Annotated in this window: 16 protein-coding genes; 5 read left to right on the top strand and 11 right to left on the bottom strand. The window is 46.2% G+C overall.

Going from position 1 to position 26,713, the window contains the following annotated elements; all coding sequences use genetic code 11:
* From ABW391_RS02320 to ABW391_RS02330, 3 genes are all read right to left on the bottom strand, one after another.
* Nucleotides 1-215: UvrD-helicase domain-containing protein (locus ABW391_RS02320; protein WP_353480205.1), on the bottom strand; the 215-nt coding region annotated here is incomplete at its 3' end.
* A 16-nt stretch (nucleotides 216-231) separates the two neighbouring features.
* Complete coding sequence (locus ABW391_RS02325; protein WP_353480206.1) at nucleotides 232-576, bottom strand: XisI protein; 345 nt, start codon at nucleotides 574-576, stop codon at nucleotides 232-234.
* Nucleotides 577-866: 290 nt separating this feature from the next.
* Complete coding sequence (locus ABW391_RS02330) at nucleotides 867-2,741, bottom strand: vWA domain-containing protein (protein ID WP_353480207.1); 1,875 nt, start codon at nucleotides 2,739-2,741, stop codon at nucleotides 867-869.
* 117 nt (nucleotides 2,742-2,858) lie between these two features.
* On the opposite strand from ABW391_RS02330, the gene ABW391_RS02335 reads away from it, so the two are divergent.
* Complete coding sequence (locus ABW391_RS02335; RefSeq protein ID WP_353480208.1) at nucleotides 2,859-6,275, top strand: amidohydrolase family protein; 3,417 nt, start codon at nucleotides 2,859-2,861, stop codon at nucleotides 6,273-6,275.
* Nucleotides 6,276-6,356: 81 nt separating this feature from the next.
* Here ABW391_RS02335 and ABW391_RS02340 read toward each other — a convergent pair whose 3' ends face one another.
* The 4 genes from ABW391_RS02340 to ABW391_RS02355 form a co-directional block, all read right to left on the bottom strand.
* Nucleotides 6,357-7,874 carry a hypothetical protein gene (locus ABW391_RS02340; RefSeq protein ID WP_353480209.1) on the bottom strand — a complete coding sequence of 506 codons (1,518 nt, stop codon included), beginning with the start codon at nucleotides 7,872-7,874 and terminating at the stop codon, nucleotides 6,357-6,359.
* Nucleotides 7,875-8,563: 689 nt separating this feature from the next.
* Entirely contained in the window at nucleotides 8,564-9,094 is a 531-nt protein-coding gene (locus ABW391_RS02345; protein ID WP_353480210.1) for a hypothetical protein, read from the bottom strand.
* 182 nt (nucleotides 9,095-9,276) lie between these two features.
* Nucleotides 9,277-9,882, bottom strand: a complete 606-nt coding sequence (locus ABW391_RS02350) for a T9SS type A sorting domain-containing protein (RefSeq protein ID WP_353480211.1) — start codon at nucleotides 9,880-9,882, stop codon at nucleotides 9,277-9,279.
* Nucleotides 9,883-10,333: 451 nt separating this feature from the next.
* Nucleotides 10,334-12,769, bottom strand: a complete 2,436-nt coding sequence (locus ABW391_RS02355) for an ABC transporter permease (RefSeq protein WP_353480212.1) — start codon at nucleotides 12,767-12,769, stop codon at nucleotides 10,334-10,336.
* Nucleotides 12,770-12,919: 150 nt separating this feature from the next.
* On the opposite strand from ABW391_RS02355, the gene ABW391_RS02360 reads away from it, so the two are divergent.
* Together ABW391_RS02360 and ABW391_RS02365 are read left to right on the top strand one after the other, a co-directional pair.
* Nucleotides 12,920-14,029, top strand: a complete 1,110-nt coding sequence (locus ABW391_RS02360) for a serine hydrolase domain-containing protein (protein ID WP_353480213.1) — start codon at nucleotides 12,920-12,922, stop codon at nucleotides 14,027-14,029.
* 33 nt (nucleotides 14,030-14,062) lie between these two features.
* On the top strand, nucleotides 14,063-14,431 hold the full coding sequence (locus ABW391_RS02365) for a VOC family protein (protein ID WP_353480214.1): 369 nt from the start codon (nucleotides 14,063-14,065) through the stop codon (nucleotides 14,429-14,431).
* 102 nt (nucleotides 14,432-14,533) lie between these two features.
* On the opposite strand, the gene ABW391_RS02370 is transcribed toward ABW391_RS02365, so the two are convergent.
* The 4 genes from ABW391_RS02370 to rbfA all read right to left on the bottom strand — a co-directional run bounded on the left by ABW391_RS02370 (nucleotide 14,534) and on the right by rbfA (nucleotide 23,016).
* Nucleotides 14,534-14,842 (bottom strand): rhodanese-like domain-containing protein, encoded by a 309-nt coding sequence (locus tag ABW391_RS02370; protein ID WP_353480215.1) that lies wholly within the window; start codon nucleotides 14,840-14,842, stop codon nucleotides 14,534-14,536.
* Between the two features lie 135 nt (nucleotides 14,843-14,977).
* Entirely contained in the window at nucleotides 14,978-18,613 is a 3,636-nt protein-coding gene (locus tag ABW391_RS02375; protein ID WP_353480216.1) for a PASTA domain-containing protein, read from the bottom strand.
* Between the two features lie 129 nt (nucleotides 18,614-18,742).
* Nucleotides 18,743-22,411, bottom strand: a complete 3,669-nt coding sequence (locus ABW391_RS02380) for a reprolysin-like metallopeptidase (RefSeq protein WP_353480217.1) — start codon at nucleotides 22,409-22,411, stop codon at nucleotides 18,743-18,745.
* 227 nt (nucleotides 22,412-22,638) lie between these two features.
* On the bottom strand, nucleotides 22,639-23,016 hold the full coding sequence (gene rbfA, locus ABW391_RS02385; protein ID WP_353480218.1) for a 30S ribosome-binding factor RbfA: 378 nt from the start codon (nucleotides 23,014-23,016) through the stop codon (nucleotides 22,639-22,641).
* A 137-nt stretch (nucleotides 23,017-23,153) separates the two neighbouring features.
* Here rbfA and recG point away from each other — a divergent pair, with 137 nt between their 5' ends.
* Both recG and ABW391_RS02395 read left to right on the top strand, forming a co-directional pair.
* Nucleotides 23,154-25,262, top strand: coding sequence for an ATP-dependent DNA helicase RecG (gene recG, locus ABW391_RS02390; protein ID WP_353480219.1), 2,109 nt, complete (start codon nucleotides 23,154-23,156; stop codon nucleotides 25,260-25,262).
* A gap of 126 nt (nucleotides 25,263-25,388) precedes the next feature.
* On the top strand, nucleotides 25,389-26,705 hold the full coding sequence (locus ABW391_RS02395) for an acyltransferase family protein (protein ID WP_353480220.1): 1,317 nt from the start codon (nucleotides 25,389-25,391) through the stop codon (nucleotides 26,703-26,705).
* The last annotated feature ends 8 nt before the right edge of the window (nucleotides 26,706-26,713 follow it).

Genomic DNA, 26,713 nt, shown 5'->3' on the forward strand with positions numbered 1-26,713 from the left:
AGGGCATTGGTGAGGTCTTCGGCTTGCTCGGTCAGTCCTTCCGAAAGGAGTTTGACCCGCACGCGTTCCTGTAATTCAGCGGCTGCTTTTTTGGTAAAGGTAGTGGCGATGATGCCTCCTGCGCGCACGCCTTCGCGCATCAGGCGAACCATTTCCTGGGTAAGGCGGTAGGTTTTGCCGGAACCGGCACCGGCAGAGATGATTTTGATGTTCATGGAGTTGGAAAAGTGGCTAGCCCTGTGCAAATTCGGCAATCATTTCCCGACGATGGGGCGCATGAAAAGCCAAAACGATGTCTGATTTATCGATGCCTTTTTCAATGAGCATCAAAGCGATTTTTTGATCGGTACCATCGTGTTGTATCCATACCTTTCCATCAGGTTTTACATCCAAATGGATAAAAGTGTTGAGTTCTCGGTAGGTATCATTTAGCCATCCCACTGCGGCGAGGATATAGTGTCCTCTGGTGTCATCTTCGATGAGTTGGGTTTCGATTTGTTCGTCAGCAGGTATCATGGCATAGATTTCCTCGACAACTTGTTTGACGATCGATTTATGTTGATTTATCTTTTCCATTCGTTGATGGTTTGAGATTTTTCATCAAAAATAAGCATTTTTAGGTCGTAGAGTTGAGCGATGAGTAATTTTCCAACCTTCTTCCTCTAAAATTTTTCTGACGATTGCATGGTATTTATCTCTTGCCATGGTCAACTATTCTTTCCTTCAAAGTTAGCCTTTTTTGGCACAAAAATACAATCTCTATTCAATCCACAAACAAATACTTTTTTCAGCAATCAGCGATCAGCCTTCAGCTAACCACTGATTTGCTGAAGGCTGACTGCTGATTGCTGACCGCTGATACCCGACTACTTCATCAAACTTACCGTTTCCATCAAGCGAATCATTTCGGCGCGGTAGCCTTCGTTGTCTTTGCCACGGGCTTCGGCGGCCAGTTTTTTGCACAGCTCGTAGGTAGCTTCGCCTTTGAATTCGGAGTTGCGCAGCAGCATGCCAAAGGAAGCGACTGCAGCAGACCAACGGAAATTGTCGCTGGATTTGGCAATGCTTACATTTTTATCCATCACCACCTCTTCCATGAGCTGGCTATTGTCTGCGTCGGGCGCTTTGTAGCGGAATTTAACGGTCAGCAATTCATTGGAGCGGGTGGCATTGGGTTTGAGATCCCGTTCCTGGTACTTCAGTTCCTTGTCGGCCACCAGGAATTTGCTGTCTATTCCAACCGGGATGATTTCGTACAATGCGGTGACCGTATGGCCTGCGCCCAATTCGCCGGCATCTTTTTTATCGTCGTCGAAGTCTTCGTTGTTCAATACCCGGTTTTCGTAACCGATCAGGCGATAGCCTTGTACTACGGCGGGATTGAATTCCAGTTGCAGCTTTACATCTTTGGCAATGGTGTACATGGTGCCCCCAAATTCGCTCACCAGTACCCGACGCGCTTCGTCCAGGTTATCGATGTAGGCATGGTTACCGTTGCCGGAATCGGCCATTTTCTGCATCTTGTTGTCTTTGTAGTTGCCCATGCCGTAGCCCAATACGGTGAGGTATACCCCACTTTTGCGTTCTTCCTCCACAATCTGTACCATCTCGGCATCGCTGCTGACGCCGACGTTAAAGTCGCCATCGGTAGCCAGAATGACCCGGTTGTTGCCTCCTTTGATGAAGTGTTCTTTGGCGGTTTTGTAGGCCAGGCGAATGCCTTCACCTCCGGCGGTTGAGCCGCCAGCTTCCAGTTTGTCAATGGCTTCCTTGATCTTGGTTTTGTTGTTGCCGGTGGTTGGCTCCAGCACCAATCCGGCGGCTCCGGCGTAAACTACAATGGCTACCCGATCTTGTGGGCGCAGTTGATCAGCCAATAGTTTGAAGGAAGACTGTACCAATGGCAATTTGTTGGCCACATTCATGCTCCCAGATACGTCAACCAAAAAGACAAGGTTTGCCGCAGGCAGGTTTTCAGTGGGTGTATGCTTGCCTTGCAGGCCAATGTGTACCAGGCGGTGCTTGGATTCCCAGGGACAATCGCTGACCTCGGTAGTGATCGAGAAAGGATGTTTTCCTGTTGGTTCGGGATAATCGTAATCAAAGTAATTAATCATTTCTTCGATGCGCACTGCATCTTCTGGCGGGCGTTGACCATTGTTGATGTGACGGCGCAAATTGGTGTAACTGGCGGCATCTACATCGATTGAAAAAGTAGATTGTGGTTCTTGAGTAGCCCGGTGAAAGCGGTTTTCCTGAATGCGGTCGTAGTCTTCGGTGTTGAAGTCGGGTTGGGGAGACATTATTTTGGCATTGCCCATATAACTCGGCGTAGCATTAATCATTTCATCATGCTTTGCCCGTGAATTTATACCACGAATTTTTATAGGAGAATTTTTTCTCCCAGAACTTGTGACTACTAATTCTGATAAAGCATGACTAGCCCCTAAAGTAACCTGAATTTCATTTCCAGCACAAGCAGGCTTCTCCGTAGTAGTGAAGCCTGTGTAGGATACAACCAGCACAACACAGGAATCCGATACCATTAAGTTGAATTTGCCGTCTACGTCACTTATCGATCCGTTGGGAGTGCCTTTGACCAAAATACTGGCTCCAATCAATGGAGAACCTGAATCATCGACAACTTTTCCTTTGATTTCGAATGGTTTGCCAGTTTCAGAGGCTGTTCCAAACGCAAAAAGAAAACTTGATAAAGCTAGGATAAAGATTTTGTTGATCATGTTGGATAGGTTTTTCACTATAGATGCAATTGAAGCGATGAAATGCATAAAAACTTTGAAAAAAATTTTCTTTGCCTAATTTTAACTTTTATCTCATTTAACCACACTTAGCAAGTCATGAAACCAAATTTTTTCACCCGATTTTCAATTTTTATGCTGTTGTTCAGCTTCTGCAGTGCACTAACCCTGCAAGCTCAAGATCCAGCACCCAAAAAAGACTCCATCAAAGTGGCGGTCAAAAAAGACTCCAAAAAGCCCTTGCCACTCGAACCTGGCCGCAAAGTCAAACTCCAGGTAAATGAAGGCACCTGGATGTCATTGGACGTCAGCCCGGATGGGCAAACCATTGCCTTCGACCTGATGGGCGACATTTACAGCATCCCGGTTGCAGGGGGCAAAGCCAAACAACTGACCAACGGGATGGCTTACGATACCCACCCCAAATGGAGCCCAGATGGCAAAAAACTTGCCTTCACCTCCGACAAAAGTGGCTCAGAAAACGTCTGGTACATTGATTTTGAAAAGCAAGACACCGTGCAAATCACCAAAGACAATGACCAGCACGTACAATCTGCCGAGTGGACACCCGATGGCAATTACCTGATCGTATCCAAAGGCGGGCGCAACCTCAAGCTGTTTATGTTTCACAAAGACGGCGGTGGCGGTTCCCAATTGATCAAAGCACCCGACAACCTCAAATGTGTAGAGCCAGCCTTCGGCAAAGACAGCCGCTACATCTGGTTTGCCCGTCGCAATGGTGCCTGGAACTACAACGCCATTTTGCCCCAGTATCAACTGGCCACTTACGATCGGGAAACCGGTCAGTTGGAAACCCGCAGCGATCGGGTGGGTTCTGCCTTTTCCCCTACCCTTTCTGCCGATGGCAAATGGCTGGTGTTTGGCTCCCGGTACAATGAACAAACCGGCCTGGTCAAGCGCAATTTGCAAACGGGAGAGGAAGCCTGGTTGGCTTATCCCGTACAACGCGATGAACAAGAGTCGATTGCGCCACTTGGCGTATATCCGGCCATGTCTTTTACGCCGGATAGTAAATTCTTGATCGCCTCTTATGGCGGTAAAATCTGGAAACTCCCCATCGATGGCGGAGCAGCTACCAATGTTCCTTTTGACGTTGATGTTGAATTGGAAATGGGGCCAGCGGTCAAGTTCGACTTCCCTATTTCGGATGAAAAAACCATGATTGCCAATCAAATCCGCGATCCAAAAATTTCTCCTGATGGCAGCAAATTGACCTTTACCGTACTCAACCGTTTGTACGTCATGGATTATCCGAATGGTACGGCCAATCGATTGACCAAAACCAATTATACCGAGGCCATGCCGGTATGGTCACCCGACGGCAAGAGCATTGCTTACGTAAGTTGGGAAGGCAAAGAGGGCAACATTTACAAAGTTAACCTGGGGACTGGAGCAACAACCAAACTGACCAAAACCGGGGCAACCTATTACGATCTGGGTTGGGATGCCAAAACCAATCGGATTGTGTTCAATTACAGTCCAGCTCAAGTGTTTGAAGATTCCTACAGCCCTGCTTTTTTCAGCAACAATGAAAGCCTGGCCTGGATCAGTGCAGATGGCGGCGATATCACCCGCATCGAGAAATCCAATGGCCGGGGCAATCCGCATTTTGTCAAAAGCGATGAGCGCATTTACCTTTTTAGCGGCGACAAAGGTTTGGTTTCAATCCGTTGGGACGGTACCGATGAAAAAATCCACCTCAAAGTAAGCGGCATTACCACGTTTCCTGCCGAATTGGGAGGAGACAATTGTATGCTGGTCAATAGCGAAACCGAGCCTACTCCTCAACCTTCCAAAGCAGAATTGATTACGATGGCTCCGGAAGGAGATCAGGCATTGGTGCAAATCAACAACGAGATTTATGTGGTAACCGTACCCAAAACGGGTGGCGAAGTGCCCAATATTTCGGTAGCCAAAGCGGAAAATGCACAGTTCCCTGCCCGCAAACTGACCACCATCGGCGGCCAATTTCCACATTGGACTACAGACGCCAAGCGAGTCAATTGGTCGATCGGCAACGCTTATTTCTCTTACGACATTGAGCAGGCTAAAGTGGTAGAAGAGCAACTGAAAGCCGAGAAAAAAGCCAAAGACAAAGAGAAAGCCAAAGCAGAGGCGGAAGGCAAAAAGCCTGAGGAGAAAAAAGACGAAAAGAAACCTGAAGAGAAGAAGGAAGAAGACAAAAATTACAAGGCTGGCGAGATCAGGGTCAAAGTAACCGTACCCCGCGACGTACCTACCGGAGTGGTCCTGTTGCGCAACGCCCGCATCATTACGATGAAAGGCGATGAAGTATTCGAAAAAGGTGACCTCCTCATCGAAAACAACCGCATCAAATCCGTAGGCAAAGCCGGATCAATCAAGGTTCCTACTGGCGCGAAAGTGATGGACATGACGGGCAAAACCATCGTGCCCGGTTTTGTGGATACCCACGCCCACATGTGGCCCTACTGGGGCTTGCACAAAAGCCAGGCCTGGATGTACAATGCCAACCTCGCTTACGGCGTAACCACCACCCGCGACCCTCAAACCGCAACCACAGATGTACTGACCTATGGCGACATGGTGGAAAGTGGCCAAATCCTCGGACCACGCATTTATTCGACTGGACCTGGGGTAGGTTTTTGGGCTTACCGCCTCGAAAGCCTGGAGCAAACCCGCAATGTGCTGAAGCAATACTCCGAGTACTACAACACCAAGACCATCAAAATGTACCTGACGGGCAACCGTCAGCACCGCCAATGGATCATCCAGGCGGCCAAGGAGCAAGGACTGATGCCGACTACTGAGGGTGGACTGGATTTCAAACTCAACATGACTCAGCTTTTAGATGGGTATTCCGGGCACGAACATGCATTCCCGATTTATCCGATTTACAAAGATGTGATCAAAGTAGTGGCCGAGTCAAAAATGTCGTATACCCCAACTTTGTTGGTGGCTTATGGCGGTCCCTGGGCTGAAAACTTTTACTACGCTACTGAAAATGTGGTGGGTGACGCCAAGCTGAACCACTTCACACCCAAGACGGAGTTGGACGAAAAAGCCCGCCGCAGACCAGGATGGTTTTTGCCAGAAGAGCACATCTTCCGCCGCCATGCCGAGTTTGCCAAAGCCTTGGTAGAAGCAGGAGGCATTGCAGGCGTTGGTTCTCATGGTCAATTGCAAGGGTTGGGATACCACTGGGAGTTGTGGGCAGTACAATCGGGTGGCATGAAAAACCACGATGCACTGAAGGTTGCTACCACATTAGGTGCACAAGCCATTGGCCTTAGCAAAGACCTAGGCTCTCTGGAGCCAGGCAAACTCGCCGATTTGCTGATTATGGATAAAAACCCGCTGGAAAACATCCGCAACACCAATTCCATCAAGTATGTGATGAAAAATGGCCGCATGTACGAAGGCGATTCGCTGAATGAAGTATATCCTCGGGTGCAAGCTGCTCCTGGCCCTGAATGGAAGGTAGATCGGCCTACCGGCGTTCCAGGGATGAAATAAGGGGTTTGGGGGTTTTGGGTTACCCACATTTTTGTTCCAAACATAAGTCAGGGTCAAAAAATGCGTGTGTAACCCAAAACCCTAATACTTTCTTTTCCCCAATCCCTCCAAGGTCATTTCCCACAAATCCTCAAAAGGAATGATTTCAATTTCATGGCCTTGAGGACTGATTTGCAAGGGGTTTTGGTGCAATAAATTCAGATACCGATCTGCCCGTTCAAGCACCGTTTTGGGGTGAAAATGGGCTTTGGGAATCTGTAGCAGCAAGCGGATGAACACATTGCTGCGGTAATTTTCATCGTGTTTCAGGTACCTGCTGCAATATCGATCAATGGCTTCCATGCGGCTGATCACCAAATCGTAGCGTTTTTGGGCGATGATGAACAAGATCTGAATGATCAAAATGGGGATATTCATTCCTCGCTTGTCTTTTGAGAAAGTGGGTACTTCGTTTAGGAATTTATTGATGCGGAATTTGCTGCTGCTGCCTTCTTGAGGAGGTGAAAGCTTTCCAATAAAAATCAGGAAGTGCAGCCAGGCTTCGTAAATTTTCCATTGCTCGTCTGGACGTTGACCCAATTGCTTGAAGGAAGGATGTTGACTGGCTTGCTGCCAAATACTAAAAGCTTCCTGATAATTGCGCGTATGCAGCGCCAACAATAGGCAGAGCTCCCGGTTTTTGTACCAGTTGTATGACCCCTCGCGTTCCAGCTCCAGTGCCCGCTCTACGACACAACGCCCGGCGGGGTAATCCTTTAGTTGAATGTGACAAACCAGTTTTTGGTATAAAAAAGTCAACAAAGCCTGCGGGGCCAAAAACTCCATCTCCCCCAATGCGGTAATTGCTTCTTCACAAGCTATCGCTGTTTCGATAAAATTGCCTTCGCTCATTAATGCAGCGATTTTGAGCAAATACACATGCCGTAAAAAATGGTAAGACCGTTGTTCGGCCATGAGTGGCTGTAACTGCTCGTAATATGCCTTGGCCATAGAAGGGCCTGGAGTAGCTTGATTTTTGTCAAATAAATGACTGTAAACCAATTTGATGTATAAATCTTCCGCCAGGTTTTCACTCTGCCAAAGTTTTACATAGGTCGCATGTAATTCGTCGTAGTATTTAAGTTTGCGGGCATCCGGTTGTCTAGTAGAATAATAAAGCCGGAGCATTTTGCTGATGTTGACCAGCAGCTCAGAAAACTGAAAGTGCTGGGCATGCTTGAAAATTTTGAGTGCCAGATCAATGGCAATTTTGCTCGCACCCCGATTGAGTAATATCTTTACCGCAGCCCACTCTTTGCAGCAGGTGATGTAGGCTCGATCCCAATCTGTGTACCCCGCCTGCTTGGTATCGATAAAAAATACTGCATTGATCAAACGGTTTTTGAGTCGGTTCTTGAGCTTACGGTAACCGTTGTCGGCGGGTGAAGCACCAAAATAATACTGCGCAGCCTCCTCATCAGACAAAAATTCCCCCGATGCAATTTTGAAATAGAGGCTATTGACCATCGAAATGCGTCCCTTTTCTGCTTGCCCTAATAGTTCAACAGATTTAAGTTTGTTGCGGCTGACCAGATCAACCAAATCGCGAATAATCTCCATACTTCCTTGGTATTGAATAAAATAAAGCCATGTCTACAGCAGGTAGATCACCAATGGAAATCATCTAAATGGTAAGCAAAAAGGTTGGAATGGTTTGCAATCAGGATTCAAAAATGCACATTTTTTTTTAAAAAAGAAATCATAGCAGTGGGGCAAAAATAAATGTTCATTTTTTTTGAGCCAAAGGATTAGATGAGTTACTTAAAATGAATCGTTTACTCATCTAATCCTTTGGCAAAATGAATATTTATTTTTATATCACCCCATAAAAAAGGCCCATCAAAGACGGGCCGGTACATTTACCTTACAAACTATAATTACACAACCTTTCTTGAATCAATAGATTTTCCGACAATTGGACCAAAAGTTGAAAGCAGGGGAGAGTGCAGCTCATTTGCTCCCCTCTCCCAGTCTTGCTAATCACCCTTTGTAAACAATGATCCTCTTTTATCAAAAATCATGATTCAAAAGTAGGGCTGCATGATGGGTGAGACACTACCATTAAAATTCGTTAAATTCCTCCTCAGTTTTTTCAATAAAATAAAAAAAACAGTCATAATTACCTGACATTGAATATTTTAATGTAACTCTATTTAGGAGCAGAGTACCATAAACACTCACTTTATGAAATACAAAAAGGGCTTCTGACCAATGATCGGAAGCCCTTTTTGTACCATATATTTAGAAGGTTACTCTGTGACGCGAGCGTAATTGTCGGCCAAAGTTGTAGAAGCATTACAGAACAACGAAAGTACTATCCAATACTGTTCGCGGGTTCCTTTGGAACGCAGTGCCAAATTGTCTTTGTCTTTCAGTTCCAGCAGCATCAAAGTGCGGTCTGCATCGGCCATGTCTTCCTTTTTTTCAACTGGAATTTCAATTCGACCGTTCTTGAAAGTACCAATATCCCGCATGGCACAGGATGGTTTGCCATTTTCAAGTGTGTTTCCGGTAATCTCCACTTTGACTTTGTCGCCAGCAATGTAGGAGATGGTTACTTTTTTCCAAATTCCCTTATCGGGATAATTGGAAGAGGCAAAAGTACCAAGCAATTCCTGGACTTGGGATGCTTTTTGATAAGCTTCCTCTTTGGGTACAACCGGCTGAACTGTTGTCTCAGCAGGCAGATCTTGTTGAGCAGCGTCTGTTGCCGTTTTGTCGTTTTTACAAGCCGTCAGAGCAGCCAATAGCAGCAGGCTAAATGCAAACTTTTTGATCATAGGATTATCAGTTTATTCGCCGGCAAAGGTAACAGAAATCCCTAAAAAAAGAAAAGCCACAATCCGAAGATTGCAGCTTCCGTAACCTACATCAGATCGCAAGCTCTTTTATATAGATTCTGGGGAAAAATGTACTGATCTGATGCCCCAAAGATAAAATCTATATGTGTACGCAATATTAATTATTTGCGAATTGTTTTGCTGTAAACCTTTTCTCCTACGGTCAGAGTCACAGTGTATTGACCAGCAGGCAATTTGCTCAGGTTGTAGCGTTTTTCAACTTTAACTACATTTTGAACTTCGTCATCGAATACCAGATTTCCATCTAGGTCTTCGATTTTAAGTGTCATTGAAGTTAAGTGGTTGTTTAGCAAGCTGACATCAACCAATTGTCCAGAAGCTTTGATCACTGGTGCAAAAAATTCTTTGCGGTCATTGATGTTCAAGCTCAGGCCTGTTCTGGTGATGGACAGAGGCTGTTCTGTTTCTCGAATTCCAGTAGTTACCACCAATTTGTAATTGCCAGCGGACAGTTCGTTCAAGTTAAATACCTTGGCATATTCTTCATTGGTGATTTCTTCCTCCAACAAAACTCCTTCCAGCGCGCTTTCCAAGCGAATTAAGGTAGGTGTCTTGAGGTTTTTCAGAACCAGACTCACTTTTTTCTCGGTACCAACTGAGTTGATAGAGATGAAAGGGATGTCGTCCATGGCTTGCGTAGCTTTAGGAAATACAAACAAAACCAAAAGCAGGGCAAGACGGGTGATTGTTTTCAAAAAATCCTTCATAACAACAGTTTTTGTGTTTACTAAATGTTTGGGTTAAATCAAGAATCTGTGTGTGGGTGCTTACATAGGCAAAATTACGCCACTTGAGGTCGCCGTGCTACGTCAAAATTGATCTATTCCGATGCTATATTACCCCGAATTATACCCCACTTGTATTTTATGGTTAATATTGGCGGAGTTTTGGAATTTAATTCTCCATTTTGCCCAATTTGGCTTCTATTATTCATTGAAAAGGGATAGAAGCAACAAAAATTTTCTTTGGCTTAGTTTAAAATTTAAAAGAAGGTAGAAAAATGCCTGTTTTGGCAATAAATCGCAGAGCTATATCCGTTCTAAAACTGCATAACTAATAATTTAGGACAAAAAAGGTGAAAGCAGGCCATTGCCATACTTTCACCTTTTTCTTTTTTAGCTTCACTGCAGCAAAGCACACCTTAAGTGCTGGATCCAATTACTCCGATTTCAACGATTCAACTGGCTCCATTCGTGCACTTTTGACGCTTTGGAAAACAACGGTCAATAAGGCAACCAAAATAGCCAATAGCCCTGCACTCAAAAATCCCCACCAGGGAACCGGAATGCGGTAGGCAAAATTGTGCAACCACTGGTTTGCGCCCCACCACGCCAATGGTGTCGCAATGGCAAAAGCAAGGATGACCAGGCGAAGAATTTCTTTGGACAGCATTGCAATGATGCTTTGAGTGGTAGCGCCCAATATCTTGCGGATTCCGATTTCTTTGGTGCGGCGCTCGGCGGTAAATGCAGCAAGCCCAAGCAACCCAAGACAAGCAACCATTAAACTCAAGATGGTGAAAATCGAAAAAATACTGCCAATCCGAATCTCGGCCCGGTACATTTCATCAAAGCCATCATCCATGAATTTCCAGGAAAAAGGCGTGGCCGGAGCCATTTTTTTCCATTCCTGCTCGATGCGTTGCAAGGCAGCAGGCAAATCTGTGCTGGATAATTTGATTGAGAGATTGCCCGCATTGCGTTTCAAAATCAAACAAAGTCCATCAATGTTTTGTCTCAGCGATTCGAAGTGAAAATCTTTTACTACGCCTATTACGGTCAGCCTTTTGTGATTGAGTTTCCCTTCCGCGTTCATGTCTGTTTGCACGTAGATTGACTTGCCCAAAGGATCTTCTTGGCCAAAGAAACCTTTGGCTGCTTTTTCATTGAGCACAACATTGCTTGAATCTCCCGGCATATCTTTTGAAAAGTTTCGGCCAGCGGTGATCTCCATGCCCAGGGTAGGAACATAATCTTCGTCAACATTCCATTGCTGGATAATTTGACAACTTTCTTCTCTGATGTTGGGTGTAGAGCAAACCGAGCCATCAGAGCGGTTGGAGGCAATAGGAAGGTATCCACTGATGGTCGCATTTTCAACGAAAGGCAGGTTTTTGAGGTTTTTTTTAAAAGCACCCAAATTTTGCTCCAGGCCATAGGCATCGTTGATGATCAAAACCTGGCCGCGGTCAAAACCGAGTTTTTTGTGCTGGATAAAATTCAATTGCCCCCGTATAACCATCGATGCAGAGATCAAAAAGATAGCGATCAAAAACTGGAAAACAATCAACCCTGAGCGCAATCCGCGCCCTTTGACGGAATCGAGAAATTTGCCTTTCAATACACTGAGCGGTTGAAATCCAGACAGGAAAAAAGCGGGATAAGAACCGGCCAACAGCCCCACAAAAAAACCACCTGCTAAAATTGAGCTCCAAAATACGCCACTGTCCCAGGGGAAAAGCAATTTTTTTCCCGCAACCTGACTAAAATAGGGCAAAGCCACCCAGCTAAACAACAAGGCTAAAAACAGCGCAAAAGCCGTCAATACCATCGATTCACTCAAAAACTGCCCTATCAAGGCTGAACGTTGCGAGCCCATTACCTTGCGAACCCCAACCTCACGCGCCCGCAAGGCCGAACGGGCAGTAGACAAATTCATAAAATTGACCACCGCAATCAACAGCACGAACAAAGCGGCCAAACCAAAGATCCACACGTACTGGATGCTGCCATTGGGCGCCAATTCCACATCCAAATCTGATTTGAGGTGAATGTCTCGCAATGGTTGGATGTGGTACTTCAGCAAGGTGCCACTCTTCTCCAATTCGGCGTAGCTTTTCCCCATCATTTGTAACAGTTGAGGGTCGAGGTACTTTTTGAGCAAATGTGGAAACAGTTTTGCCTCAAATGCCGCTGGATTCGCATCCTTGCGCAACACATAATAGGTATGAAAATTAAAACTGAGCCAAATCTGTTGCCGGGATTCTTCCAGGGTACTCATCGAACAAAAGAAGTCAAAATTAAAATGGGAATTGTGGGGCATGTCTGCAATGACCCCGGTTACATTGTACCGCTTATCGTTGTCAAAGGTGAGCACTTTCCCCAGGGGATTTCCGTTGGGAAAGTATTTTTTAGCCATGGATTGGCTGATCACAATCGTTTGAGGTGCACGCAAGGCTTCGGAGGGATTGCCTTGAATCATTTTCAAGCTAAAGACCTTGAAAAGAGTAGAATCTGCAAAAACGACCCGATTTTCCTTGAAATTTTGAACGCCACTTTTGATCAGAAAAGTACCCTGATCCCGGAAACGAACCGCAGTTTCAATTTCTGGAAAATCATTGATCAAAGCAGAAGCAAGCGGAGATGGTGCCACCGCAAAAGTATTGTGGATTCCACCAAACTTTACTTCTCCAGCAACGCGGTAGGTGCGGTCAAAATTTTCATTCCAGCGGTCATAGCTCAATTCATCTACCACCCACAGTAAAATCAGCAAGCAGGTTGAAATGCCAATGGCAAGCCCCATGATGTTGATGAAACTGAAAGTTTTGTGTTTGCGCAAGTTGCGTAGGGCAATCGTCAGGTAGTTTTGAAGCATGGCAATGGGTTTGAAGGCGAAAAGATAATGCATTGTAGATGAAGTAAGACGAGTCTTGCCCCTATCGGGGTTACAAAATAGTGTAGAGAATAGTTTGTGATTTTAAAATGAATTGTTTATTTTTGTTTGCACTTTTAAATTATTATCGGTATGCGCTGGATTTTATTGGGATTGCTATGTTGCTCTCTTTTCCCTCAAATAAATGGTCAGAATATTTCCAGGCAAAAATTGGGACATAGACTCGATTCCACGCTACAGGCCCGCATCAAACCCAATGAACCCGGAGGAAGTTTTTTCATCCAGCAAGGTAAAAAGGTGCTTTATGCAAAATCGTTTGGCCTGGCCAATCTTAAAACCGGAGAAAAATTTGGCCCTGAAACCCTGGCCAATCTTGGCTCTATTTCCAAAACTTTCGTCGCATACGGCATTTTAATGCTTGAAAAAGAAGGCAAGCTTTCACTTGATGATCCCTTGCTCCAATATTTTCCCGATTTTGAGTATCCTGAAGTAGTCAAAAACATCACTATCCGCCATCTGCTGACTCATTCATCCGGGCTTCCGGATATTCGGAATGTAGATCAAGACAGTGTTTTCTACCTCACCGCAAAAGATGCAGAAAATTTCGCTCCTTTAAAAAAAGCGCAATCGCTCCGCTTCGAACCGGGCAGCAAGTTTGAATACTCCAATCCTGCATTCAACGGGCTTGCCTTGATTATCGAGCAAGTGAGTGGCCAAAAATGGCAGCAATTCATCACCACCCGCATCTTCAAACCTGCTGGAATGCAGCACAGCGTTATTACGGATGGCGCTTTTCCAGAAAACGGGGTGTCGCATGGCTACCGTTTTTACCAGGGAAAATTTGAAGAATACGATTATGGGGAGTATCCCACTTTTTGTGCAGCAGGAAATGGTGGGGTTTGGTCATCGGTCAATGAGTTGAGAAAATACCTGAACGCGCTTCAACACTGCTTGTTTGCAGATTGTGCGCTCATCCAAAAATCCCAAACCGTTTGGAAGCCCGGCAACTGGAGCAATACAAACTCTCCTTTCCTGGGGTATTCCTGGTTCATTGAAACTAAACCCAATGAGCCTACCAATAAAAGCATTGGACATACGGGCAGCCAGGGCGGTTTCATGGCGCACCTGATCTGGTTTCCGGAGCGAGACTTGAGCATCATCTGGATCGCCAATGATGATGAGTTTTACAGCACGGATATTCTGAATGCTTTGGGGTTAATCAAAGGGGTACATCGTCCCTGAAAACCTAAAACGGAAAACCTAAAACGGAAACATATGTCATTTCTAGGATTGCGCACCTGCATTTACAAAGTAACAAATCTTGAACAGGGCAAGGCCTGGTACACCGAAGTACTGGGTTATGGGCCTTACTTTGACCAGCCTTTTTATGTTGGATTCAATGTTCAGGGCTATGAGTTGGGTCTAATACCTGAGGAAGGAGAGGCCACTATTTCTGGAGAAGGGGTACAAACGTACTGGGGCGTCGACGATGTCCATGCGATGTATTCGCGCTTACTCGAACTCGGCGCAATTGACTATGAGGCACCAAATGATGTGGGTGATGGCATCATTGTTGCCACCGTAAAAGACCCTTGGGGTAATTTGCTGTGCGTGATTTGCAATCCACATTTTAAATTGCCCTGATTGCCTGGCTAATTTGAACAAATAGCTCCAAGGCACTACAAAGGGCAGTAAGAATATCCAGGCAAAAAAATGGGGTAAACAATTTATGCTTACCCCATTTTTTTACTTGCTCATGCCGAAAGCATCCATCCATTGCAACATGCCCCCTTCCAGATTGCGAACGTTGTTGAAGCCCGCTTCTTTCAGTTGGTGTTGAACACTTGCACTCCGACGCCCTGAGCGGCAATAGACCACAACCTCGTCGTCTTTGTGACTAACCAAAGTAGGGATCACCATAGGGAAGTTTCCCATGGGAATGAGGTTTCCTCCTACATTAAATTCTTCGTGTTCGTATGGCTCACGCACGTCGATGAGTACAAAATCATCCTGTCGTGCTAGCTTCTCTTTCAACTCCTGTACGCTGATGTCCATGATTATTCTAGTTTTTGTGATTCTTTCCCGTTTGGCAAACAAACTTAACATGGCACAGAATTAATGGTGAAATATTGTTCCAAAAATTGCGCCGCAAATGTATTCATTTTTAAAGATTTAAAATAAAATCTTCGATTATTGGTTCTCAAATTCACTTTCTGGTACCGGATTCTCCGTTGGGCAGTCCGCAGGCCTTTTGCGGGTAAGGTACAATTTGAGTTCACCGCCCGATTTCATCGTCGAATCGGGATAAAAAACAGGCTCCTGTTTCCAGACGAAATATCCAACAGGTCGACTCGCGGGATTGTTGTCGTCGGTCTCTAAGATCAGCTTAACCCCACTATTACCCACTATGAATTCAGCCTGGTCAAAAGATTTGCAAAGTACATCCGGGATGGGTACGTCACCGGTATTGCGCACGGATACGACCAAGGTAATTTTTGAGGCTTTGGGCACTTTAACGCCGCGCTTCAATTCGGCATCAGAAATTGTACGGCCATTGTATTTCAAAAACATCACCGTATTTTCTTCCAATATCCGGTCAAACTGATACTCTATTTTGGCTACTTTCAAACCTTTGCGATTGAGTGCCTTGATGTATACAGACACCTCATCTCTGCCCACCAAATCAGGCAGATCTACCGGAGGGGCAGTTCCACTGGTAATTTCCACGTAGATATTGCGGCTGTTTTTTACGCGGGCAGGTGGCTTGGGGTCTTGATCCAGAATAATGCCCGGTGCTTTGTCGGGATCAAACTGAGTAGAATTGACCACAATGCGAAAACTGGCTGCCCGGGCTTTGGCTTTGGCCTCCTCGAGGCTCATGCCTCTAAAGTCGCGCAATTCGAGCGATTCCCCGTGATGGGTGTACAATTTCATACCCGTAGTGATGGCAAAAAAGGTCAAAAAGAGGAATGCCCCTATTGCCAACAGGTTTTTGATAAATAGTTGGGACACAAAAAATCCGATTGTATCGTTGAGAAATTCTTTAAATCGTGCTTCTACACCATAGCTTGGTATCTCTGGAAGCACCGATTTTCCAGTTTCTGGAATGACCACCGTTGGCGCAACCACCACCGGGGCATCCACGGGGTCAGTCGGTATACTCGCAATAGGTATGGTAACCTTTGGCGCCGTAACCACTTCGGCCAGTAATTTAGGCATCAATTCGGCATATAGCCTGCTTTCGGACAGCAATTGATCAAGTTGTGCATAAGGAGTAATGCCCATAAAGCCACTTTGCTGCATCACTCCACGGCCATAGTGCAAGGGAGGAAGCGTATTGGCCTCCAAAAGGATAATTTCAGGATTGGCATTTTCATAAATGCGCACAAAACCATCTATCGTGGCCAATCCCATAATGTCTAGTATCCGTATGGCTTTTTCAAAATCGGCTTTGACCTGGGAGGTGAGAAAAGTCTGCTCTTGCGGATTTCTGGAAAATTGGGCAGGGATGGCAGACAGTGGTTTACCAGGTAAAACTTCAGCCAGGTCAAAAATTTGATACTTCATGCTGCCTTCCATCGTAGGCGATGCCAAAACGGTGGCCGTTATTTCCATGAAATGTCGCGCTCCTTCAGGCCCAATTAAAGATTCCAGCAAAGCCTCTTCGGCAAAAGGGAATTCAGCTTTGGGTTTTAGCTTGAGTATTTTCCGATATTCTGCCCCATCTGCACCTACTGGTCGAAACATCATGCGCAGATAGGCATCCAAATCCGTGCGGTTGCGGATTACTTTTACGGCTATACCGCCGTTTTGGTCAATGGGTTTGGCAACAAAGGGGTAACTCAGTCGGCTTTCGATTTTTTGATACGCTTCTTCTGCACTCAAATCGTAAGCCCTTTTGCTCACCACCAATTGGTTAGGGCCCAAGAAACCATTGCGCCGCCAAACGTCCAGGGTCTGGACTTTGTTGACAGCAATGTGGGAAGTTTTGGGACCAGACCCATTGTAGGGAATTTTGTGGATGTCTAACTCGTGCTGGAGTTGCCCATCCTCGCCAGGTCGACCTTGCAAAGCAATAAATGCCTGATCCATCATTCTGGTCAAATCATCCAGGCTGCGCTTTTGAGCAATTGCATTTGCGTTTCCGCTGGCGTATTTGACCAAAATATCCGCGCTGCGATTGCGCAGTGTTTCCACCTCTTCCATGGCTGCTGGAGCTTTCTGCAATGCCTTCACGATGCTATCCACATCGGGCAAGAAAAGCATCGCTCCGGGAGTTTGGTAGTATTCCCACTGTTGGGCAGTGCCAGTCAGCAACACCGGAATAGGGTCATATTCTTCAGAACCAGAAAGCACCTCATAAACGTGGCGCGCGGTTTGGAGGGTCAAATTGCGCTCAATGCCATAACCGCCATAAAACAGGCCAACCTTGACTTTTTTCTCTTCCACAGGCCTCCAATTGCGCACCAAATTATCAAGGTAACTCAGAAGGCTGCGGTAGCTCGCATCTTCGGGATGTTCGTTTGCCCGGGCTTGCAGAGAAGACCGAACCATATAAGTCAACAATTGCGACGGGCTCAATCCGATTGCAGCTCCGGCATGCAAGATTTGTGTGGGCAAATAAGGCTCAGGGTTGGGCAAAACCTGATCGATGTACACCGTAGCCTGCTCATCAATGTATCCCCGAATGCCTGCATATGCTTGAAGCCCCAGCGAGGAAAACAATTGCTCACAAACCTTACGGATAGAAGCCGATTGCACCTGGGTAAACGGCTGCGGAGCCACATTCTGCTCGTCGTCAGGTTCTGGCAACAATGTTACCGGGCTGCCATCTTCTTTGGCCAATACCAGACAAGAAAATTTAGGCCAGGTCGGGTTTTCCAGTATGCTGATGTTGGGGGTACTTTGACCTCCTTCCAAAACCATGAAGGCATTTTCTTCCAAAATTTCGGAAGCCAATCGATTCATGCTTTTGAGCAACTCATCGGGATGAAAAATAGAATATTGTTGCCCATTGGCGGCCACCTTGATTGGGAAGCCCAGCCCGTCGTTGGCATTGATCAATAGGCGAATGTGGTCAACACGATCGTATTCGCTGTGCGACAACCAATCGCCTACCCGAATGATTTCGCGACCAAAAATGCCATCTACCGCCTCGCGAAAAGAATCTGCATTATCGTTTGCGCGAACTTCGATTTGATGCTCAATTGCACTCTGCGCGGTAGAACGGATATTTACAGGGAAACCAACCTGGTTGTGGACCCTGGTTAAGAATTCATTGGCGTCTCCTCCCAGCCAATCTTGTCTGCTCAGGGTCAGTTGACGGAGGGTGTTGAAGCCCTTTTCTTTCAACAGCGCAACCACCTGGGTTTGGTCGGTAAGTTTTCCGCACAAGGTGCTGTTGCTTCCGGTATAGGGAATCCGCAATTCTTCCAGGCGCATTTGCAATGCCCCAAATTCGCCAGGCATCACCACAAATGCAAAATTGATCAACTCTGGAAGTTCGGAGGCTTTGATGGCTTTCCCCATTTTTTGAAAATGGCGATTAAGTTCCTCCGGCGGGAGATTGCCCAGACTTTCAATGTAAACCCGAAATTGGTGGATTGAAGGGGGGCAAAGTTCTGGAGCTGGGCAAAAATCCCGGATATTGGGCTGATAAACGCTCTGCCAATTCAGGAGAATAATGTTCTCCAGGCTGTCCACAAAGATGGGAACAGGCTCAAAACAACTGCGGTTCAGGTAATTGTAAGCAGTTCGTCCTACATCGAAGGAGCGTTCCTTCACTCTGGATGTACCGCCAAAAAAAATGCCGACTCTTATTTTCATAGGTATGTTGCACAGATTTCGGCGATAAAATACGAATAAAAGTTGAAGAGTTTAAACGTTGAAGGGTTTATAGATTGATCGCCGGACAAAACCGGAGCATCCATCTATAAACCCCTCCGTTTTTCAATACTATTTCACCACTTCAAATTGTCTTCTTAAACTGCCTTTGTTTGAATGCAGGTGCAACAAGTAGGTTCCTGTTGGCCACTTTTGGGCATCAATTATTTGATTCTTAGTCCCTTGGGCAAGTGACCGTTGATACAGCAATTGTCCCTGGAAATTAAAGATTCGCAAAATCCCGTCTGCGGGAAGGCTTTGTTCAAGATCCATTTGAATCCAATCTCTGGTAGGGTTGGGAAACAATTTCACTGCAAAAGGCAAAGGCACTTCGCCCAAACCCGTAGACTGGTCTATTTCAATATTGAATCGAGTAATGGGCAAAAACCCACCTTTGCCATCCTGCACAACGAAGGAGAAAAAATCTGTAGCAGCGGTACCGCCATTGTGGGTGTATTTCAGGCGCAACGCATCGATATCTGCCTGGGTAAATTGATCCCCAATTTCCAGGATTTTATCGGTCAGGCGTAAATTGCCGTTTAAAGACACACGGGTAAGCGTATAGAGCAACTGAGCCGGGGTAGCGTCCACATCCTGTGCTTTTAGATCACTATTGGCAATGCCCTTGTTGCCATTGCGGGTTACCTTGATGCTGCGATTGGTAAGCAGCGTAGGATTGCTGGCATTTAGTACGGAGCAGAATTCAATAATCCATGAATTGAGTGCACCAACGGTACCTGCTTCTGATCTGATGACCTGTACCCGCAAGATCCAGGTGCCCTGAATGCTTTCTCCCTGCAAAATCTTAAGCGCCTCTTTCGGTTTGAATACAATCCCGTCATCAGGTGGGCAGGTACCCGTACCCGCAATGATGACCCCAGGTGCCTCATCGTCAAAACCCACTTTCATGATGCCTGTGCGCCCGGTACAAGCCTGATCATACAATACCACTACAGTACCTTTGGGACTCACCAAACTTACCTTGATCAAATTGACCGTTTGGTAATCGATGTCGATATTGGGAATATTGATGTCTACAATGTTGCCACTATCCGTGATGTTGATGCGCGATTCAATAGTTGGGTTATTGCGGGATGGAATATTCACTGCTGCCGTGGAAGACTGTCGTTTGCATTCGGTTACACTGGTGTGAAACACAAAGGGTTCGGTGTATTCTCCCGGGCCACATTCATTCTCAGGACGTACCCGCCAAAAATGCAGGGTATTGTCTTTCAGTATTTTATTTGGATTAAACGTATCCACGGCTACTCCTGTAGCCGAAGCAAGATTGGTGGTTCCAAACTTTGGACTTTCTGATAATTCTACTGAATAAGTCCTGGCTGCATCGCTTTTTTTCCATCGTAAGATCGTGGACAATTGGATACCAGTTTGACCATTGGTGGGGTTTTTCAGTGCCAAAGCTGTAAAATCGTTGGAAATGGTAATCAGAGACAAGGTTCTCAAAACCGTATCTGCCCCTTGGGCAATCGCCCGCAATTTAAACGCTATGGTGTCCCTGAGTACATTTTGAAGATTCAAGCGAAGCGTACTGGTTTCATTGCCTTTCAGGTTGTTGGCGCTGAAAGTGGCAGTTACTCCAGCAGGCAAAGTGCCAGGTACGATGTCCAGTTTAACTGGATTGTTGAATCCACCCAATGTTAAATTGCTGATTTTGTATTCAATTGCCGCAGGCTGACAATTGAGAGGCAAACTATATGGGCTAACGGCCAAAGCAAATGTAGATGTAGGATTGGTCATTATTTTGAAGCTCTGATTTGACATGTCAAAAAAGACATTGTCAACTGCTTCAATCTTGATGCGGGCTTCATTGGAAGACATATTGGGCAAAGTAACCTGCTCAGATCCATCATTCACGGCATTTTCAGCCAGTAAAAAGGGAAAAGAAAAGCCCCCATCTACGGAAAGCCGAATGTTGACAAAACGACAATTGACTGGAGCAAGGTGGGTATTGGCAACATCCCAGGTGATGGGTACATCATCGCCAGCTTTCCATACCTCTTGTCCGGTGTTGGGGCTTTTCACCAAAAATGGACCTGCTTTGTCGGTAACTTGCATCTTCAGGGTTTCCCATGCTACTGCTCCGCCTGCAGGGTTGTTGTCGCGTACGGTACAACGAAACGTCAGTTGGCGGGCGTAAGTAGGCAGTACTTCTGTATTGCGGCTCATGTTGTTGATAACATCTGAAAGTTGGGGCAGGGTACGGCTACCAGATGCCACTGGTGGGAAAGATCGAAAAATGGGGCTATTGCCTTTGGGCTGACCTAGTGTAGTATCCGCTCCCAGATCAAACTGCTCCCAGCAATACGTAATGGCGTCGCCATCAGGGTCTTTACCTATGGCGTTCAGTTGCATAGGTGTTTTCATCGGAACCACAATATTGGAACGGTAATTCAGCTTGACACTTGGTGCATTGTTAGGAGTTGGTACTTGGGTAGCACAACCGTTGCCTTCTCTTTCCCGACTAAAAGAAATGAATTCCTCCAATGAACGGGTTGCGTAATAATCATCTGACTTGTCGGTGACATCGTTGCTGGAGCAAGACCCCGCATAGGAAAGTATCGTACTTCCGCTACCAGGTTCATAAGCACTTTCAGCGGTTCGTTGATCCTGAAAATCTGGGCAATTGTTCCAACTGTGCTTGCAAGAGAACTGGTGCCCAATCTCATGCGCCATTACAGAAACTGCAATGTAGTTGATGTCAGTTCGATAAAAACAGGTTACACCTCGCCCCTTGGTATCCAGACAAACAGTAGCTGGTGCGGCAATGCCCCCAATGTTGTTGGTACAACCCCTGGTAAAAACATGACCAATATCGTAGCCTTTCAGACCAATACGGGCATTAAGGACGCCTGGATTTACACCCAGCAAGGTTGGGGCGCTCGCTGGTTCACTATAAGGATCAGTGGCAGCGTCTAAAAAAATCAAAGTATCGTTTTTATCAATAAGCATCAACTTTACAGCTGTTTCCCGAATAAAGATCTGATTTACCCGATTCAAGGCCGTATTCATGGATGCCAAAACTTTCACTACCGTTCCGCCATTGGCCTGGGCATATTCGCCAGTACAAGCCAATGCCAATCGATAAGTTCGCAAAGGCTGAGTTGCCGCACCCCGCAGTTGCAAGGCAGGAGTGAGGTTTTTTGACTCCCGGCTAGGTGGTTCCATTGCCAACTCGGTTGTATTGATCCCGCAGCTTAAAGAAGCCACTTCTGTTTGACGCAGATCCAGGTCTTTGGTGAAATAGGAAAAATAATGGCCTGTTGCCACGTTGGAATAAGGATCGATGTAAACCGTACCTTCAAACGTATGGATCGCAGCATGCAGTACTCCCGCACCCAGGTCAAACCGAACGCTCAGGGCCTGATTGTCCAAGCTTTTGCCACAATAGCTTTTTATCCCAGGATATTTGGCAGCCAATCCAGGCATCATCACTGGAGATTCTTCTACAGAAAACTTGGCATATTTGCCATCGGGCAAAGGGAGCGCAATCAAAACGGATGCTCCTTTAACACCTTCCAGTGGCGCATTGCGCAATAGTTGCTGCAAGGCAGCCAAATCCAGGCTGAGGGTACGGTATTTGTTGGTAGCCAAGCCTACTTGAGCCGTTGAAGGCAATTGGATAGAGGCCGCATCTATATCACGCCAGTATTGCGGAACAGATTGAGCCATCAACAAACCACACCACAAAAACAGGCTCAATAGAAGGGAAAAATATTTCATACTCAATTCGGTTTAAGTAACGCAGAAAAATTAACTTCCCGATTTTGGGTTTTGAATAGGAAGTCGAACGGTTCATTTTAAGTGAGCTTCCTATTCAAAAGACTCTCAAAAAATCGGGAAGTAATTTTTTACGTCAAACTAAGACGTATTTCACGATTTAGCGTAAAAATACATGCTTACCCGAATTGTAGCATGATGGGATGCGATTTTCGTCGTGAAAAGTACCGTTATTCTTCTTCGCTGCCCATTTGATTTTCGGCGCGCAGGCGGCCAAACAGTTGATCGATGCGGAACATTTCGTCCAGGGTATCGTCCAGATAGAAATCGATGTCGGGTATGCGGCGCACCAATTTGCGCAAGCGGTATCCCAAGGCCTGTTTGAGGCGATTTTTTTCTTCTTCCATTTCCAACAATACCTCTTGCTTGTTTTCGGTATTGTATACGCTGAGGTAAATTTTGGCCTGCCCGAGATCGGGCGTAACTTTTACATTGGTCACTGTCACCAAGGGTTTTGCCCCGTAGATATTGGTTCCTTCGTCTTGTAGCACTACACTAAAATTCCGCTTCACCAATTCTGATATCTGTTTTTGCTTTATGGTATCCATTTCGCTGTACTTTTTTTAGGAGTTTATGTTTTATTTCAAGAAACAAAACAAAATTTAGCACAAAAATCAACAAAAAAGAATGCAAATTTCGCAATTCGTGTTTAATTTGCAAATTACTTTTATAATCAGCAACACATATGCTGGATATTCTTGATAGTCCAATCGAATACCTCAAGGGCGTTGGCCCCAAAAAAGGTGAATTATTGCGCAAAGAGCTGGGTATTGCTACTTTCGCAGATTTGCTATTTGCGTACCCGAGCCGCTACATCGACAAAACCCAATTTCACCGCATTGCAGACCTTACCGAAGAAAGTGGCGCCGTTCAGCTCAAAGGCATCCTGCGTCGCTTTAGTACAGAAGGGGAAGGGCGCAAGACCCGTTTAAGTGGTCAATTTCGCGATGAAAGTGGAGCCATCTCCCTGGTGTGGTTTACAGGTGTATCCTGGTTGCAAAAACAATTGGTCATCGGTCAAGAATACGTCATTTATGGCAGAGTCAATGCATTTAAAGACGGGTTTTCGATTGCCCACCCCGAAATGGAGGTGGTTTCTGCCGAAAACACCCAAACAGCCAGTTCTTTTGCGCCTGTATATCCCAGCACCGAAAAACTGAATGTACAAGGGCTGGACGCCAAAAGTCGCCGCCGTTTGGTCAAAATTTTATTGGAAAAGATTGAACCCGCACATTTGCCAGAGACATTACCTTCATATGTTGTCCAAAAGTTCCATTTCCCCAGTAAATATGAATCCATTCTATTGATTCATTTTCCACGCAGCGAAGAAGAACTCAAAGCCACCACCAATCGACTGAAGTTTGAAGAGCTTTTTTACATGCAATTGCGCTTGCTGCAAATCAAACGCCGCCGTAAAGACGAAATCAAAGGCTATGTTTTTGAAAAAATCGGGGAGTTTTTTAACAATTTTTACCAAAACAAGTTGCCATTTGAGCTTACCAATGCTCAAAAGCGGGTACTCAAAGAAATTCGCCGCGATTTGGCCGAAGGCGTACAAATGAACCGGCTGGTACAGGGTGATGTGGGCAGTGGCAAAACGATGGTAGCCCTGTTGTCTATGCTGATGGCTCTCGACAATGGTTTTCAAACCTGTATGATGGCGCCTACGGAGATCTTGGCACAGCAGCATTTTATCTCCATCAGCAATTATTTGCAGGATTCGCCAGTAGAGGTCGCTTTTTTGTCGGGCAGCATCAAAGGCAAGGCCCGCAACAAAATCCTGGAGCGCCTGGCGGCTGGAGAAATCCACATCCTGATTGGTACCCACGCCCTGATCGAAGATTGGGTAGTATTCAAAAACCTGGGACTGGCCATTACCGATGAGCAGCACCGCTTTGGGGTTGCCCAGCGCGCCGCATTGTGGAAAAAGAACAAACCTCTACCGCCCCACGTGCTGGTGATGACGGCCACGCCGATCCCCCGCACCCTGGCCATGACCCTTTACGGGGATCTGGACATTTCTGTAATCGATGAATTGCCGCCTGGCCGCAAAGACATCGTGACCTTACACCGCACCGAAAACCACCGCTTGCGGGTATTCGGATTCATCCGGGAACAAATCGAACTGGGCCGACAAGTGTACATCGTATACCCGATGATCGAAGAATCGGAAAAACTGGATTTGCAAAACCTGATGGCGGGTTACGAAGCCATTTCAAGAGAATTTCCTCCACCAGAATTTCAAATCAGTATCCTGCACGGCAAAATGAAAGCGGCTGAAAAGGATTTTGAAATGCAGCGGTTCGTAAAGGGCGAAACCCAAATCATGGTGGCAACTACCGTAATTGAAGTGGGTGTCAATGTCCCCAATTCGAGTGTAATGTTGATTGAAAATACCGAACGTTTTGGCCTTTCCCAATTGCACCAATTGCGGGGCCGGGTGGGCCGAGGGGCTGAACAGTCTTATTGCTTGCTGATGTCGAGCTTCAAATTGAGCAAAGACAGCAAAGAACGCATCCAAACCATGGTGCGCACCAACAACGGTTTTGAAATTGCCGAAGCAGACTTAAAATTGCGCGGCCCTGGAGATATAGAGGGCACCCAACAAAGTGGCATTGTAAACCTCCGCCTGGCTGATTTGTCCAAGGATGGCAAAATATTGCAGGCCGCTCGCGAGGTAGCCGCCCGGATTCTGGACGATGATCCTTACCTCAAGCGCCCCGAACATGAGGTCTTGGCTTTGCAATTGGCCAAGGAAGGAAAGGCCAGAAAAGCTTGGAGTCGGATCAGTTGAATCAATTGACTGGGGTTTAGTAACGCAGAAAAATCAACTTCCCGATTTTGGGTTATTGACCAGGCCAATGCTATTCATCGGGATTCTCAATTATTTTGTATTTTCCCGCCTACAAACCTTGTTCAGATGCAAACTGCAAACCGCCTATTGTCCCTCGATGTCATGCGTGGACTTACCATTGCTGGCATGATTTTGGTCAACAACCCCGGAGATTGGGGCAACCTTTACGCCCCACTCGAACACGCCGAGTGGCATGGCTGTACGCCTACCGACTGGGTGTTTCCTTTTTTCCTGTTTATGGTTGGGGTGGCCATTCCATTGGCATTGGGCAAACGCAAAGAACGAGGCGATGATCAAGGGCAGATTTCGCGCAAAATAGTGAGCAGGTCATTGATCATCATTGGCTTGGGTTTGTTTCTTGCGGCACATCCGATGTTTTATTTCAGGGATAAAACCAGTCCCTGGTTTCTGGTGCATTTGGTCATAATGTCCATCGCTATGCTGGCGATATTCACCCGCGAAGTGTTGAATCAAAGTCAATTCCAGACTGTAGTTTGGCAGCAGCGGCGCAAATGGGTGTCTTATCTGGCCTGGGCGATGATTGCAGGGATGGTGGTACTAGGCTTTTTCTACTACGATTTCAGCCACATGCGTTTCCCTGGCGTATTGCAGCGCATTGGCCTGGTGTATTTGGCCTGTGGTTTCTTGTTTCTCAAAACCACGCCAAAGGTGCAGTTGATTACGGGCATAGGGCTGCTGTTGTTGTACTGGGCGTTGATGACTTTGGTGCCCGTACCCGATGGATATGCACCCAACCTGGACATGGAAACCAACCTTGCGGCCTGGTTTGATCGCACTATTTTGACCACCAATCATCTTTGGGCTGCCGCCAAAACCTGGGATCCTGAAGGCTTGTTGAGTACGCTCCCGGCCATTGCAACAGGCATTGCGGGCATGCTTACTGGAGAATGGCTGCGCAGCAACAGAACCGATTATGAAAAAGTAAGCGGAATATTGGCGGTTGGGGCGCTGTTGTTTGCGTTGGGGTTGATTTGGAATGAAGTTTTCCCGCTCAACAAAAAAATCTGGACCAGTTCATATGTCGTGTACATGGCCGGAATCTCCCTGCTGTTTTTGGGTACCATCTATTGGTTGGTAGACATTAAAGGCTGGAAAGGCTGGATCAAACCCTTTCAGGTATATGGCGTCAACGCCCTGTTTGCCTTTTTGCTCTCTGGAATTGTTGGCCGCTTGCTGGGGGTCATCAAGGTAGCCGGGGCAGATGGTGAGCCAATTGGAATTGGATCGTGGATGTATCAGCACAGTTTTGTGGGCATCCTCTCTCCCATCAATGCGTCATTGGCCTGGGCCATTTGTATGGTGGTCTTTATTTGGGGTGCTTGCTGGATTTTGTACCGCAACCGCATTTACATCAAAGTTTAAATCAATCT

The sequence above is a fragment of the Haliscomenobacter sp. genome (genome assembly GCF_040403615.1).
Taxonomy (GTDB): Bacteria; Bacteroidota; Bacteroidia; order Chitinophagales; family Saprospiraceae; genus Haliscomenobacter.

Bases quoted from the DNA above. Each gene is read 5' to 3' on its own strand.
- ABW391_RS02325 (WP_353480206.1), bottom strand. From the start codon at position 576: ATGGAAAAGATAAATCAACATAAATCGATCGTCAAACAAGTTGTCGAG.
- ABW391_RS02330 (WP_353480207.1), bottom strand. From the start codon at position 2,741: ATGATCAACAAAATCTTTATCCTAGCTTTATCAAGTTTTCTTTTTGCG.
- ABW391_RS02335 (WP_353480208.1), top strand. From the start codon at position 2,859: ATGAAACCAAATTTTTTCACCCGATTTTCAATTTTTATGCTGTTGTTC.
- ABW391_RS02340 (WP_353480209.1), bottom strand. From the start codon at position 7,874: ATGGAGATTATTCGCGATTTGGTTGATCTGGTCAGCCGCAACAAACTT.
- ABW391_RS02345 (WP_353480210.1), bottom strand. From the start codon at position 9,094: ATGATCAAAAAGTTTGCATTTAGCCTGCTGCTATTGGCTGCTCTGACG.
- ABW391_RS02350 (WP_353480211.1), bottom strand. From the start codon at position 9,882: ATGAAGGATTTTTTGAAAACAATCACCCGTCTTGCCCTGCTTTTGGTT.
- ABW391_RS02355 (WP_353480212.1), bottom strand. From the start codon at position 12,769: ATGCTTCAAAACTACCTGACGATTGCCCTACGCAACTTGCGCAAACAC.
- ABW391_RS02360 (WP_353480213.1), top strand. From the start codon at position 12,920: ATGCGCTGGATTTTATTGGGATTGCTATGTTGCTCTCTTTTCCCTCAA.
- ABW391_RS02365 (WP_353480214.1), top strand. From the start codon at position 14,063: ATGTCATTTCTAGGATTGCGCACCTGCATTTACAAAGTAACAAATCTT.
- ABW391_RS02370 (WP_353480215.1), bottom strand. From the start codon at position 14,842: ATGGACATCAGCGTACAGGAGTTGAAAGAGAAGCTAGCACGACAGGAT.
- ABW391_RS02375 (WP_353480216.1), bottom strand. From the start codon at position 18,613: ATGAAAATAAGAGTCGGCATTTTTTTTGGCGGTACATCCAGAGTGAAG.
- ABW391_RS02380 (WP_353480217.1), bottom strand. From the start codon at position 22,411: ATGAAATATTTTTCCCTTCTATTGAGCCTGTTTTTGTGGTGTGGTTTG.
- rbfA (WP_353480218.1), bottom strand. From the start codon at position 23,016: ATGGATACCATAAAGCAAAAACAGATATCAGAATTGGTGAAGCGGAAT.
- recG (WP_353480219.1), top strand. From the start codon at position 23,154: ATGCTGGATATTCTTGATAGTCCAATCGAATACCTCAAGGGCGTTGGC.
- ABW391_RS02395 (WP_353480220.1), top strand. From the start codon at position 25,389: ATGCAAACTGCAAACCGCCTATTGTCCCTCGATGTCATGCGTGGACTT.